This is a genomic window from Streptomyces sp. V2I9 (assembly GCF_030817475.1).
Taxonomy (GTDB): domain Bacteria; phylum Actinomycetota; class Actinomycetes; order Streptomycetales; family Streptomycetaceae; genus Streptomyces.
The window spans coordinates 6,283,917-6,296,577 of sequence record NZ_JAUSZJ010000002.1 but is presented as its reverse complement, the minus strand read 5'-3'; the positions used below and the strand labels follow the sequence as shown (position 1 = coordinate 6,296,577).

Annotated in this window: 10 protein-coding genes; 4 read left to right on the top strand and 6 right to left on the bottom strand. The window is 73.5% G+C overall.

Annotated elements, in window-relative coordinates; all coding sequences use genetic code 11:
- Positions 1 to 110: 110 nt before the first annotated feature.
- From QFZ71_RS27305 to QFZ71_RS27290, 4 genes are all read left to right on the top strand, one after another.
- Positions 111 to 1,382, top strand: coding sequence for a VWA domain-containing protein (locus tag QFZ71_RS27305; protein ID WP_307670804.1), 1,272 nt, complete (start codon positions 111 to 113; stop codon positions 1,380 to 1,382).
- Complete coding sequence (locus QFZ71_RS27300) at positions 1,382 to 2,251, top strand: hypothetical protein (RefSeq protein ID WP_307670803.1); 870 nt, start codon at positions 1,382 to 1,384, stop codon at positions 2,249 to 2,251. Before QFZ71_RS27305 ends, QFZ71_RS27300 begins: the two co-directional genes overlap by 1 nt.
- Positions 2,252 to 2,409: 158 nt before the next feature.
- Positions 2,410 to 2,844: a hypothetical protein gene (locus QFZ71_RS27295; RefSeq protein WP_307670802.1), complete on the top strand. Its 435-nt coding sequence runs from the start codon at positions 2,410 to 2,412 to the stop codon at positions 2,842 to 2,844.
- A gap of 92 nt (positions 2,845 to 2,936) precedes the next feature.
- Positions 2,937 to 4,304 (top strand): cytochrome P450, encoded by a 1,368-nt coding sequence (locus QFZ71_RS27290; RefSeq protein WP_307670801.1) that lies wholly within the window; start codon positions 2,937 to 2,939, stop codon positions 4,302 to 4,304.
- A 51-nt stretch (positions 4,305 to 4,355) separates the two neighbouring features.
- On the opposite strand, the gene QFZ71_RS27285 is transcribed toward QFZ71_RS27290, so the two are convergent.
- The 6 genes from QFZ71_RS27285 to QFZ71_RS27260 form a co-directional block, all read right to left on the bottom strand.
- A complete protein-coding gene (locus tag QFZ71_RS27285; protein ID WP_307670800.1) occupies positions 4,356 to 5,330 on the bottom strand; it encodes an ABC transporter substrate-binding protein in 975 nt (324 codons plus the stop codon).
- A gap of 1 nt (position 5,331) precedes the next feature.
- Positions 5,332 to 7,308: a proline/glycine betaine ABC transporter permease gene (locus QFZ71_RS27280; RefSeq protein WP_307670799.1), complete on the bottom strand. Its 1,977-nt coding sequence runs from the start codon at positions 7,306 to 7,308 to the stop codon at positions 5,332 to 5,334.
- On the bottom strand, positions 7,308 to 8,450 hold the full coding sequence (locus QFZ71_RS27275) for a glycine betaine/L-proline ABC transporter ATP-binding protein (RefSeq protein WP_307670798.1): 1,143 nt from the start codon (positions 8,448 to 8,450) through the stop codon (positions 7,308 to 7,310). The genes QFZ71_RS27280 and QFZ71_RS27275 overlap by 1 nt, the downstream gene beginning before the upstream one ends.
- Positions 8,447 to 10,060, bottom strand: a complete 1,614-nt coding sequence (locus tag QFZ71_RS27270; protein WP_307670797.1) for a GMC family oxidoreductase — start codon at positions 10,058 to 10,060, stop codon at positions 8,447 to 8,449. Before QFZ71_RS27270 ends, QFZ71_RS27275 begins: the two co-directional genes overlap by 4 nt.
- 99 nt (positions 10,061 to 10,159) lie before the next feature.
- Positions 10,160 to 11,662, bottom strand: coding sequence for an aldehyde dehydrogenase family protein (locus QFZ71_RS27265; protein ID WP_307670796.1), 1,503 nt, complete (start codon positions 11,660 to 11,662; stop codon positions 10,160 to 10,162).
- Between the two features lie 131 nt (positions 11,663 to 11,793).
- Complete coding sequence (locus QFZ71_RS27260; protein ID WP_307670795.1) at positions 11,794 to 12,633, bottom strand: ATP-grasp domain-containing protein; 840 nt, start codon at positions 12,631 to 12,633, stop codon at positions 11,794 to 11,796.
- Positions 12,634 to 12,661 lie beyond the last annotated feature (28 nt).

Sequence of the window (12,661 nt, the reverse complement as noted above, 5' to 3'; positions counted from 1 at the left end):
CCCTGCCCGACGGCCTTCCCCACGCCGCGGACCGTGACTCGCCGGTGACGGCGGCGGACTCTCGAAGGACCCGGTTGGGAATGCGAACTGATATTCCATAGGATCCGGCGATGATCATTAGAAAACGGCTGACGACCGGGGTGGGCATAGCGCTCGCCACCCTGGCCGCCGGGCTCGGCACCGCGATCCCCGCCGCCGCCGACGAAGCCCCCGCCGCTCCCTCCCCCAAGGTCGAGCTGGTGCTCGACGTCAGCGGTTCCATGCGGACCCGCGACATCGACGGCCAGTCCCGGATGGCCGCGGCCAAGCAGGCGTTCAACGATGTCCTGGACGCGGTGCCGGAGCAGGTGCGGCTCGGCATCCGGACGCTCGGCGCGAACTATCCGGGTGAGGACCGCAAGGTCGGCTGCAAGGACACCCGGCAGCTCTACCCGGTCGGCCCGCTCGACCGCACGGAGGCCAAGGCCGCCGTCGCCACCCTCGCCCCCACCGGCTTCACCCCGATCGGCCCGGCCCTGCTCGGCGCGGCCGACGACCTGGAGGGCGGGGACGGCTCCCGCCGGATCGTCCTCATCACGGACGGCGAGGACACCTGCGGACCGCTCGACCCGTGCGAGGTGGCCCGTGAGATCGCCGCGCGCGGCACCCACCTGGTCGTGGACACGCTGGGCCTGGTGCCCAACGCCAAGATCCGCCAGCAGCTGACCTGTATCGCGGAGGCCACCGGCGGCACGTACACCGCCGTCCAGCACACGGAGGAACTGTCCGGCCGGGTCAAGCAGTTGGTGGACCGTGCCGCCGAGCCCGTCGTGACCCCGGTGGCCATCGAGGGAGCCGGGAGCTGTTCCGCCGCCCCCGAGTTGAGGCCGGGTCTCTACACCGACCGCGCGGAGATCGCCCAGCACCGCTGGTACCGCGTGGACGTGCTGCCGGGCCAGGAACTGCGCGCTTCGGCGAGCGTCGCGGCCGACCGCGCCGTGGACGACGACTACGGTGTGCTGCTGCGGGCGGTGACCGTGCACGGGCGGGAGATCGTCCGGGGTTCCGAGGCCGGGGCCGGGCGCACCGATGTGATCTCGTCCGGGCTGCGCTACCCGAAGGGCGAGGCGGAGGACGGCGACGGCAAGCCCGCCGCCGAGACCGTCTGCCTCCAGCTCGCCCACTCCTTCTCCGCGCCCGCCTCCGTGAAGCGGTCCCCCGGCCTCCCGGTCGAGCTGACCGTGGACCTGGTGGACGGCCCGGACGGCGCGTCGGACGTGGCGGCCTTCGGGCTCGGCCGCGGCTGGTGGCTGCTCGGCGCGCTCACCCTGACCGGCCTGATCGCGGGCCTGCTGACCGGCTGGATCTCCCGCTGGCGCGTCGCCGTCTGGAGGACCAACTGATGCGTACCCCTTCCCGCCGCCGCGCCCACGGCGTACGACGCGCGCTCACCGGGGCACTGCTCGCCGGGCTGACGCTCCTCACCACCGCTCCCCCGGTGTTCGCGGACGACCCGTCGGCGAGCGCGAGCCCGTCCGGTGACGCGTCGGGCCCCACCGAGGCCGGCACCACGTTCCGCACCGCGACCGCCCTGGAGCAGGGGCAGACCGGCACCGCGCAGGCGTCGACGGGCGACTACCTGTACTGGGTGTTCCCGGTCGACGCCGGGCAGCGGCCCACCGTGGAGGCCACGGTGAAGCTGCCCGAGAACGCGGCCCGGCGCTCCACGTCCACCTGGCAGATCGACGTGTACGACGGGTTGCGCCGCCGCCAGGCGTGCGCGTACGGGCACCAGACGCGCAAGACGGCTGCCGACGCGGCGACCGTCGAGCTGTCCTGCGTCCTGCGGCCCGTGCGCGCGTGGTCCGAGCCGTGGGCGAACGACCCGCTGCCCGGCAGCTATTACGTCCGGCTCACCGTGGTCGACCTGCCCGCCGACGAGCTCGGACTGCCGGTCGGGGCCGAGGTGCGGCCGACCGTGCGGGAGCAGGGCGGGGCCCACGACGTGGACGGCGCGCTGTCCGAGCCGCTGGTGCCGGGTATCTCGGTCGCCTCGGCCGCAGACGGCGAGGACGGGGACGACACGGGCGCTTCGGCCGCGCCGCGCACGGTCGCCGCAGGCGAGCCGGAGGACGGCTGGGCCTCGGGCCGGTGGACCGACCGCTGGCTGTGGACCGTGGGCGGCGGGGTGCTCGCCGCGCTGGCGGCCGTGTTCGGCCACTCGCTGACACGGGGCCGGGGCCGCCCGGCCCACGTCCCGCCGGGCGTCTGACGGATGCGCGGGGCCGGGGTCGCGCACCCCGGCCCCGCGCCGGAACACCCACCTCCCAGCCGCGCCCCGGCCCGTGCCGGAACACCCACCCCGCCCCACCGGCCGGGCCGGCGATTCTCCCGGCCGCGGTGGAGGAGACGGACGGAAGGAGAGACACGATGTACGTACGGTTCCAGAGCCCGGAGCGGAGCCCCTGCGGCCACTTTCCCGGCATCTTCGCGCTGGCCAACGGGCTGGCCCGCGAGGGCCGGCTGACCGAGGAGCAGTACCGGTTCTGGCGGGCGGCCAACGACTGGTACGACGCCGCGTACACCGACCCGTCGCGGGTCGACCCGACCGTGTACGACCCCGAGGTGAACCCGGAGGCCGTCGCCTGGTTCAAGCTGTCCGCCACCCGCCTGCTGGACCGCGTCCCCGGCTACCTCGCCCTGCTCTCCGCGCACGGGGTGGCGTGCGAGCGGCTGGAGTCCGCCGATCCCGGCCGAGTCGTGTACGAGGACGAGCACCAGGTCGTCGTGGTGCCCCACGGCCGCCGGCCCGGCCCGCAACCGGGAGCGGTCGCGGCCGGACCCGGCAACTCGACTGCCCCGTAAGGTCATCCCGGCACATTCCGGCCATGCCGGTCGCTTGAGTTCGAACGTGCGCGCGTCGTCGATGGCGCGCCCCAGGAAGCGGAGTCCACTCGATGTCCACCCCGACCGATCCGGCACTCGACACCCCACCGCACGGCCCCGCGTTCACACCGGGACCCAAGGGGCTGCCGCTCGTGGGGAACCTGCCGCAGTTCGGCAAGGACCCCCTCGCCTTCTTCGAACTCCTGCGCAGCCGTGGGGACATGGTGCGCTGGAGGTTCGGCCGCAACCGGTGCGTCTTCCTCGCCGACCCCGACCGCATAGGCGAGTTGCTCACCGAGACGGAGCGCACCTTCGACCAGCCGGATCTCGGCATCGCGTTCCGGACGGTGCTGGGCAACGGGATGCTCGTGGCGCGCGGCCGGGACTGGCGGCGCAAGCGCTCGCTGGTGCAGCCCTCGGTGCGGCCCAGGCAGGTCGCGTCCTACGCGGCCACGATGGCGGCCTGCGCGGTGGAGCTGGCCGACCGGTGGTCGGACGGACAACGGATCGACGTCAAACGGGAGATGTCCACGCTGACCCAGCGGATCGCGGTGCGCACCATCTTCGGCGTCGACACCCCGGCGGACACCGAGGCGATGGGGCGGGCGATGGACGTCGCCCAGCTGGAGATCGGCAAGGAGTTCGCCGGGCTCGGCGCACTGCTGCCGGACTGGGTGCCGACGCCGGGCCGGGCGCGGATCAGGAAGGCCGCCGCCGTCATCGACGCCGAGGTGCGCCGGGTCGTCGCCCGGCACCGGGACGGCGGCGAGGAACGCCCCGATCTGCTCAGCCGGCTGCTCACCGCCGTCGACGAGAGCGGGATGCCCCTCACCGAGGAGGAGATCCGCGACGAGGCGGTCACGCTGTACATCGGCGGTCACGAGACGACGAGCACGACCCTGGTGTGGGCGTGGTACCTCCTCGCCCGCAACCCCCGCGTCCGCGAAGCGCTCGCCGAGGAGCTGGACCGGGTGCTCGGCGACCGGGAGCCCGGCATCGAGGACTACGCGCGTCTGACGTACGCCCGGGCCGTGGTGAAGGAGACCCTGCGGCTGTATCCGGCGATCTGGCTGATCACCGGCATCGCGAAGGAGGGGGCGACGATCGGTGGCCGGCCCGTCGAGGAGGGCACGCGGGTGTGGGTCAGCCAGTGGGCCACGCACCGCGACCCCCGGTGGTTCCCCGAGCCGGAGGAGTTCCGGCCGGAGCGCTGGGACGCGGAGGCCGGCGACGCGATCCACGAGTACGCGTGGTTCCCGTTCGGCGGCGGCCCCCGGGTCTGCATCGGCACACGCTTCGCGATGGTCGAGTCCGTCCTCCTGCTCGCCGTGCTGGCCCGCCGCTTCACCCTGGACGTCGATCCGGGCGAGATCACGCCGCTGACGGGGCTGACGCTCCAGCCGGACCGGGCCATGACGGCGACGGTCCGGGCGCGGTAGCGGCACGGCGCGGTGCCCGGCTCCCCTCCCGGGGCGCCGGGCACCGGGCGGTCAGCCCTCGGGCAGCCACTTCTTCCAGACGTCCGGGTGGCGTTCGGTCCAGCGCTTCGCCGCCTCCCGGGGGGTGAGCTTCTGCGAGGCGATCATCTCGGAGACCTCGTTCTGGTCCTTCTCCGACCAGTGGAACTTCTTCAGGAACGCGGCGGCGTCCCCGCCACGTTCGGCGAAGTCGGCGTTGAGGAACTTCTGCAGCGGAGTCGTCGGGTACGCGCAGTCGATGTCCGCGGGGTCCTTGGCCGCACACTCCTCCGTGTACTCGGGGAGCTTCACCTCGACCATCGGCACCTCGTTGAACAGCCACTGCGGCTGGTACCAGTAGCTGAGGAAGGGCTTCTTCTCCTTGGCGAACTGCTGGATCTGGGTGATCTGGGCCGCCTCGGAGCCGGCGAAGACGACCTTGTAGTCGAGGTCGAGGTTCTTCACCAGGGCCACGTCGTTGGTGACGTAGGACGGCGAGCCGTCCAGGAGCTGGCCCTTGCCTCCGCTCTCGGCGGTCCTCAGCTCCTTCGCGTACCTGTCGAGGTTCTTCCAGTCCGTGACGTCCGGGTGCTCGTCGGCCCAGTACTTCGGTACGTACCAGCCGATGTGGCCGGTGACTCCGAGGTCGCCGCCGCGGACGATGGTCTCCTTCTCGTCGATGTACAGCTTCTCCTGGTCCGGGTGGCCCCAGTCCTCCAGGATCGCGTCGACGCGGCCCTGGCTGAGGGCGTCCCAGGCGGGGACCTCGTCGGTCTGGACCAGGTCGACGCGGTAGCCGAGCTTCTCCTTGAGGAGGTGCTCGGCCACCGCGACGTTGGCCTGGGCGCCGACCCACGACTGGACGGAGAGCGTCACGGTCCTGACCCCGGCGGGGGCCGCGAAGGGCGACGCCTGCCTGGTCATGTCGGCGGCGCCGCAGCCGGCCGTGGCGAGCAGGGTTCCGGCCGAGGCGAGCGCCACGAGCAGGCGGGTACGGGAGCGGTTCATCTCAGCTCTCCTGTCGCTGGCGGCGGGTGGTGGGCTGGGTGACCCGGTCGAGCATCAGGCCGAGGCAGACGATCGCCGCTCCGGCGACGAGGCCGGTGGCCAGGTCGCCCTGCGCGAGGCCGAGGACGACCTCGTAGCCGAGGGCGCCGGACCCGACGAGTCCGCCGATGATGACGACGGCGAGGACCAGGACGACCGCCTGGTTGACGGCGAGCAGCAGCGAGGGCCTGGCCAGCGGGATCTGGACCTGGCGCAGTTGCTGGCCGGGGGTGGCGCCGAGCGAGCGGGCGCACTCCATCGCCGCCGGATCGACGCCCCGCAGCCCCTGGGTGGTGATGCGGATGACGGCGGGCAGCGCGTAGATCACCGCGGCAGCGGCGGCGGGCGCGCGGCCGACGCCGAAGAGCGCGACGACGGGGATCAGGTAGACGAACTGCGGCATGGTCTGGAAGACGTCCAGGACCGGGCGCAGCAGCCGCTCCAGCCGTTCGCTGCGGGCCGCGCCGATGGCGACGCCGAAGCCGATGACCAGGGTGACCGCGACGGCGGCAAGCACCTGGCTGAGGGTGTCCATCGAGGGCTCCCACACGCCGAGGACGCCGATCGCGGCCATGGCGAGGACGGCGGTGGCGGCGGTGCGCCAGGTGCCGATGGTCCAGGCGAGCGCGGCGACGATCAGCAGCACCGACCACCAGGGCAGCCCGGTGAGCCCGCCGCGCAGCGGGTTGAGGACGCCGCCGGTGAAGTGGGCGGCGAGGTCGGCGGTACCGCCGACGACGGGAACCCCGGTGTAGAGGTGGTCGACCATCCAGTCCTTGGCGGTGTTGACCGGTCCGGCGATGGCCACGGTCATCTCGTCGGGCCAGACCCGGCCGTCGGCGGCCCGTCCGGCGGCGGCGACGGCCGCGGCGGCCAGGGCCCAGCCGCGCCACCCGCGCAGCAGGGCAGGTCCGGTGGGCTCGGCGCCGATGCGGCGGCCGGCAGCCTCGGTCGTACGGTCCAGGACGACGGCCAGCAGGACGATCGGGATGCCCGCGGCGAGCGCCGCGCCGACGTCCACGGAGGACAGCGCCTGGTAGACGCGGTCGCCGAGGCCGCCCGCGCCGATCACGGAGGCGATGACGGCCATGGAGAGCGCCATCATGATGGTCTGGTTGAGGCCGAGGAGGAGTTCCTTGCGGGCCAGCGGGAGCCGGGCGCTCAGCACCCGCTGGCGGCCGGTGGCGCCGAGCGAGGCCACGGCCTCCATGACCCCGGCGTCCGCGCCGCGCAGGCCGAGCGCGGTGAGCCGGGCCATCGGCGGGGCCGCGTACACGACGGTGGCGAGAACGGCTCCGGGGACGCCGATGCCGAACACCAGCACCACCGGGAGCAGGTACGCGAAGGCGGGCAGCACCTGCATGGTGTCGAGGACCGGGCGCAGGACGCGGAACACGCGGTCCGAGAGCCCGGCGGCCAGGCCGAGGAGCAGCCCCAGCACGACCGAGGCGAGGACGGCGACGACCATCAGCGCAAGCGTCTGCATGGTCGGCACCCACATGCCGAGCAGCCCGCAGGCCAGGAACGAGGCGGCCGCGGTGAGGGCCGTCCTGATCCCGGCCGCGCGCCAGGCGACGGCGGCGGCGAGCACGGTGACGCCGGCCCAGCCGAGGGCCAGGAGGACCAGGTAGACACCGCGTACGGAGAGCACGACGGCGTTGCTGATGTGGCCGAAGAAGTAGAGGAACAGGGGGTGGCTGTCGCGGTTGGAGACGATCCAGTCGGTGACGTCGCCGAGCGGGCCCGAGAGGTCGGCGGTCAGCGCGGCGGGCCACATCCCACCGCCCCAGCGGCCGTGCACGAGGGGGACGGCGACGACGGCGACGAGCGCGAGCAGCAGGAGCTTCGCGGCGGCGGGGCGGTCGCGGAGAACGGCCAGCGGTCCCCGGCGGGCGCCCGCGGAGGCGGGGCGGACCGGGGTGGCCCGGGCGGTGGCCATCAGGCGGTCACCTCGCGGGGGCCGTCCGGTGCGTCGGGGGCTCCGGTTCCGGCCGCGGGCGTGGCCGCCTCGGCGGGTCCCGCCGTTCCGGCGACGACGTCGAGCAGGCCGGCGCGGTCGACGACGCCGACGAGCCGGCCGCCGTCCATCACCCGGGCGGCGGGGTCGCCGGAGCGGGAGACCGCCTCGATGGCCTCGGCGACGGTGGCTTCGGGGCGCACGGCCGGTCCGCGCTCGCTCTCCCCGGCGAGCGCGGGGCGCATGGCGGTGGCGACGGTGAGGACCTGCTCGCGCGGTACGTCGCGGACGAACTCGCGGACGTAGTCGTCGGCGGGCGAGCCCACGATCTCCTCGGGGGTGCCGAGCTGGACGATGCCGCCGTCGCGCATCAGCGCGATCCGGGTGCCCAGGCGCAGGGCCTCGCCGAGGTCGTGGGTGATGAAGACCATGGTGCGGCCCTCCTCGCGGTGCAGCCGGACCACTTCGTCCTGCATCTCGCGGCGGATCAGCGGGTCGAGCGCGCTGAACGGTTCGTCGAAGAGGAGGACGGACGGGTCGACGGCGAGTGCGCGGGCGAGCCCCACGCGCTGCTGCTGGCCCCCGGAGAGCTGCGAGGGCCGCCGTTCCTCCAGGCCCGCGAGACCGACCTTGGTCACCAACTCGGCGGCCTTGGCGCGGCGTTCGGCCTTGCCCAGCCCCTGGATCTCCAGTCCGTAGGCGACGTTGTCCAACACGGTTCGGTGCGGGAGGAGTCCGAAGTGCTGGAAGACCATCGCGGCCCGGTGGCGGCGCAGTTCGCGCAGCCGGGAGCGGTCCATGGCGAGGACGTCCTCGCCGTCGATGGCGAGGGTGCCGCTGGTGGGCTCGATCAGCCGGGTGAGGCAGCGGACGAGGGTGGACTTGCCGGAGCCGGAGAGGCCCATGACGACGAACACCTCACCCTTGCGGACGTCGAAGGAGACGTCGCGGACGGCGGCGGTGCAGCCGGTGGCCTCGCGCAGTTCGGCGGGCGGGAGTGCGGCGTGCTCGCCGCCGGGGACGCGGTCGGCCCGGGGGCCGAAGACCTTCCAGAGGTTGCGCACGGAGAACACGGCGTCCTCGGCGGTCTCGGCCGTGGCCTCGGGAGCGCGGGTCGCGGTCATCGGGCATCGCCTCCGGTGCTGGTACCAGTGACCGGGGCGGTGTCGCCCGCCCGGCCGGTGAGGAGTTCGGCGCACTTCTCGCCGACCATGAGGACGCCGATCATCGGGTTGACGGCGGGCATGGTCGGGAAGACGGAGGCGTCGGCGATCCGGATGCCGTCGAGGCCCCGGATGCGCAACTGCGGGTCCACCACGGCCTCCCGGTCGTCGGCGGCGCCCATCCTGCACGTGCCGGCCGGGTGGTAGACGGTGTGGGCGACCTTGCGGGCGTACGCGCTGATGTCCTCGTCCGAGGTGATCTCCGGACCCGGGCAGACCTCGCGCTTGAGCCAGTGGGCCAGTGGTTCGGTGGCAGCGATCCGCCGGGCGAGCTTGATGCCGTCGACCAGGGTGCGGCCGTCGTGGTCGTCCTCGTCGGTGAAGTAGCGGAAGTCCAGGGCCGGCTTGACCTCGGGGTCGGCGCTGGTGAGGTAGAGGCGGCCCCGGCTGCGCGGCTTGGGGATGTTCGGGGTCATCGACACCCCGTGCTCGGGCTTCTCGTAGCCGAGCCGCTCGGGGTTGTCGGTGAACGGGATCTGGTAGAAGTGGAACATCAGGTCCGGGCCGCGGGATCCGGGGTCGCGGCGGACGAAGAGACCCGCGTCGGAGTCCATCGCCGAGTTCTCCGGGATGGGCCCGTCGGTCTCCCAGACGATGACGGACTCGGGGTGGTCGAGCAGGTTCTCGCCGACGCCCGGCAGGTCGTGGCGCACCTCGATGCCGAGTGCGGCCAGGTCCTCGCGCGGGCCTATCCCGGAGTGCAGGAGCAGCCGGGGCGTGTCCACGGCGCCGGCGCAGACGATGACCTCGCGGGCGGCGCGCAGCAGGATCTCCTCCCCGTCCTTCGTCCGGACGTGTACGCCGGTGGCGCGGGTGCCGTCGAACTCCAGGCGGTAGGCCCAGGTCTCCAGCAGGATGCGGAGGTTCGGGCGGTCGCCGGCCTCGATGTGCGGGTGGAGGTAGGCGACCGAGGCGGAGGAGCGCTTGTTGTTCTCGGGGTGGTAGGCGAGGTCGAAGAAGCCGACGCCTTCGTGGAACGGTTCGCGGTTGAAGCTGTCCACACGCGGGACCCCGGCCGCCTGCTGGGCGGCGTCCACGAAGTCGCGGGCGATGGCGTTGCGGTCCTTCTCGTCGACCGGGACGATGTTGTTGCGCAGCTTGGCGAAGTACGGGTCCATCGCGGCCGCGTCCCAGCCCTCGGCGCCCGCCTCGGCCCACTCGTCCCAGTCGCCGGGCAGCGGCTTGAAGCTGATGAGCGTGTTGTGCGAGGAGCAGCCGCCGAGGACCCGCGCGCGGCTGTGGCGGATGTGGGAGTTGCCGCGCGGCTGCTCGGTGGTGGGGTAGTCGTAGTCGAGGTCGCCGCCGAGCAGGCCGAGCCAGCGGCGCAGCGTCAGCACGTCGTCCCGGTCGATGTCGGTGGGCCCGCCCTCGATGACCGTGACGGTGGTGCCGGGGTCCTCGGCGAGCCGGGAGGCGATGACCGACCCGGCGGTGCCGCCGCCGACGATCACGTAGTCGGACACGGGGCTTTCGGGGTCGGGGACCGCGGTGCTGCGGGGGGTGGAAGGCATCGGTCACTGCTCCTTCTGCAAGGTTCGTGCGTGTGCGTGGTGCTGCGAACAGCCGGGCGGGGCCCCGGTGGCCGTACCGGTACGGGGCCCCCGCAGGCGTCAGCCGGCGAACCACCGCTGGGGGCGCGGGTTGAGGTTCTGGTAGATGTGCTTGGACTCGCGGTACTCCGCCAGCCCGGTCGGGCCGAGTTCGCGGCCGGTGCCGGACCTGCCGAAGCCGCCCCACTCGGCCTGCGGGAGGTAGGGGTGGTAGTCGTTGATCCAGACGGTGCCGTGGCGCAGCCGTCCGGCGACCCGGCGGGCCCGTCCGGCGTCGGTCGTCCAGACGGCGCCCGCGAGGCCGTAGTCGGTGTCGTTGGCCAGGGTGATGGCCTCTTCCTCCGTACGGAAGGTCTCGACGGTGAGAATCGGGCCGAAGGTCTCCTCGCGGACCACCTTCATCCCCCGGTGGCAGCCGTCGAGGACCGTCGGCCGGTAGAAGTAGCCGCCTTCGGGCCGTACGTCGCCGGGTTCGGGGCGCTCGCCGCCCGCCCGGACGATCGCGCCCTCCTCACGGGCCGAGGCGACGTACGCCTCGACCTTGGCGAGCTGCTGGGCGGAGACGAGGGGGCCGCACTCGACGCCGTCGAGGGTGCCCCGGCCGAGGCGGATGGCGTCGGCGCGGCGGGCCAGCTCGGTGACGAACCGCTCGCTGACGGTGTCCTGGACGATCAGGCGGGCCCCGGCGGAGCAGACCTGGCCGCTGTGGAAGAACGCGGCGTTCAGCGCCTGGTCGACGGCGGTGTCGAAGCCCTCGTCGGTGGCGCAGGCGTCGGCGAAGACCACGTTGGGGTTCTTGCCGCCCAGTTCCAGGGCGACCTTCTTCACGGTCGGCGCGGCGGCCAGGGCCACCTTCGTACCGCTGGCGAGGCCGCCGGTGAAGGAGACCAGGTCGACGTCCGGGTGTTCGGAGAAGCGGGCGCCCACCGGGTCGCCGGCTCCGGTGACCAGGTTGGCCGTGCCGTCGGGGAGTCCGGCCTCGGCGAGGAGCTTGACGAGGTGGACGGTGGAGAGCGGGGTGACCTCGCTGGGCTTGAGGACGAAGGTGTTGCCGGCGGCGAGGGCCGGGGCGATCTTCCAGCTGGCCTGGAGCAGGGGGTAGTTCCAGGGGGCGATCAGGGCGCAGACGCCGACCGGTTCGTGGACGACGATGCTGTGGACGTCGGGGTCGCCCGCGTCGACGACCCGGCCGCCGCTCTCGTTCATCACGAGGTCGGCGAAGTACCGGAAGGCGTTGGTCACGTCGTCCACGTCGACCCGGCCCTCTTCGAGGGTCTTGCCGGTGTCGCGGCTCTCGGTGATCGCGATCTCCTCGCGGTCCCGCTGGAGCAGGTCGGCGACCCGGCGCAGCAGGGCAGCCCGCTCGGCGACGGGCTTGTGCGGCCAGGGGCCGTCGTCGAAGGCGCGCCGCGCCGCCGCGATCGCCGCGTCGGCGTCCTCCGCCCCGCCCTCCGCGACGACGGCCAGGACCGTGGCGTCGGCGGGGTCGATGACCTCGCGCGTCGCGCCTGATCCGGCGGCCCGCCAGGTGCCGTCGATATGGATGGTAGTGAGCGCCGACATATCGTTTTTCGCCTTCCGTGCCTGAAATGCCCCCTCCGGTTCGGCGGGGGCATGCTGCGCGGCGGGCCGGGGTACGGCCGCACCAGCGACCTGGACCCCTCCCCGATATGGCGGAAACCATGCCGAGAATTTCACGCAGAGTGATACGCCTCACGCGCGGCGGGCTCGGTGGGGCGGGTCCTGAGGAACGGCCGGTCCCGCTCGCGGACCAGCCCTCGGGGGCCGGCCGAGCGGAGCACCACGTCCAGGGCGCGGTCGGGGTCGGCGGCGTACACCGTGCTGAACCAGGCCATGTTCGCCTCGACGACGGCCCAGTCGGCGGCCCTGCCGGGCGCCCGCATGCGCCCGACGTCCACGACGACGGCGCCGGGCAGGGTGTGGCCGCACTCCTCGGTGAGCCGGTGCACGAAGGCGCGTACCGCGGCCTCCCGGGGGCTGCCCGCGAGCGGCGCCGTGTCGAGCCGCCCGTACCGGGCGTACCGGGAGCCGGTGCGGATCTCGCCGTCGAGCAGGAAGACCCGGAACTCCTCCTCCCACTCGACGACCTCGCTGATCTGGACGAGCGGGTCGCCGGAGCCGGGTGGGGGCGGCGGAAGGGTGGATCCGTCCGGGTGGACGGCGGCGGGGAAGCTCTTGTCGGTGGGGGGTTTGACGAAGACCGGCCCGGTGCCGCGCCGGGCCTCGGAGAGCGGGACCCGGCGGATGGAACGGCCGGTGAAGGCGGCGGGCAGGGCGTCCAGCCATCCGTCGTGCGGTTCGAGGAGGGCCGTCCCGAGCGGTCCGGCGACGCGGGCGGCGAAACGCGGGCCGCCGTAGTAGTGCCCGTCCCGCCGCGCCCGGTACCGCTCGGGCACTCCCTCCACGGGCAGCACGGCCACCTCCATACCGCGCCGCCGCGCCGCTTCGGACAGGAGGGAGGCCGTGCCGGAGCGATGCGGCGCGAGCGCCAGGAAGCCCGGCCCTGATGACATGCGCTCTCCTCCCCGGTCCGCCGGTCCG

Excerpts from the sequence above, each read along its gene's own strand:
- QFZ71_RS27305 (WP_307670804.1), top strand. The coding sequence starts at position 111 with ATGATCATTAGAAAACGGCTGACGACCGGGGTGGGCATAGCGCTCGCC.
- QFZ71_RS27300 (WP_307670803.1), top strand. The coding sequence starts at position 1,382 with ATGCGTACCCCTTCCCGCCGCCGCGCCCACGGCGTACGACGCGCGCTC.
- QFZ71_RS27295 (WP_307670802.1), top strand. The coding sequence starts at position 2,410 with ATGTACGTACGGTTCCAGAGCCCGGAGCGGAGCCCCTGCGGCCACTTT.
- QFZ71_RS27290 (WP_307670801.1), top strand. The coding sequence starts at position 2,937 with ATGTCCACCCCGACCGATCCGGCACTCGACACCCCACCGCACGGCCCC.
- QFZ71_RS27285 (WP_307670800.1), bottom strand. The coding sequence starts at position 5,330 with ATGAACCGCTCCCGTACCCGCCTGCTCGTGGCGCTCGCCTCGGCCGGA.
- QFZ71_RS27280 (WP_307670799.1), bottom strand. The coding sequence starts at position 7,308 with ATGGCCACCGCCCGGGCCACCCCGGTCCGCCCCGCCTCCGCGGGCGCC.
- QFZ71_RS27275 (WP_307670798.1), bottom strand. The coding sequence starts at position 8,450 with ATGACCGCGACCCGCGCTCCCGAGGCCACGGCCGAGACCGCCGAGGAC.
- QFZ71_RS27270 (WP_307670797.1), bottom strand. The coding sequence starts at position 10,060 with ATGCCTTCCACCCCCCGCAGCACCGCGGTCCCCGACCCCGAAAGCCCC.
- QFZ71_RS27265 (WP_307670796.1), bottom strand. The coding sequence starts at position 11,662 with ATGTCGGCGCTCACTACCATCCATATCGACGGCACCTGGCGGGCCGCC.
- QFZ71_RS27260 (WP_307670795.1), bottom strand. The coding sequence starts at position 12,633 with ATGTCATCAGGGCCGGGCTTCCTGGCGCTCGCGCCGCATCGCTCCGGC.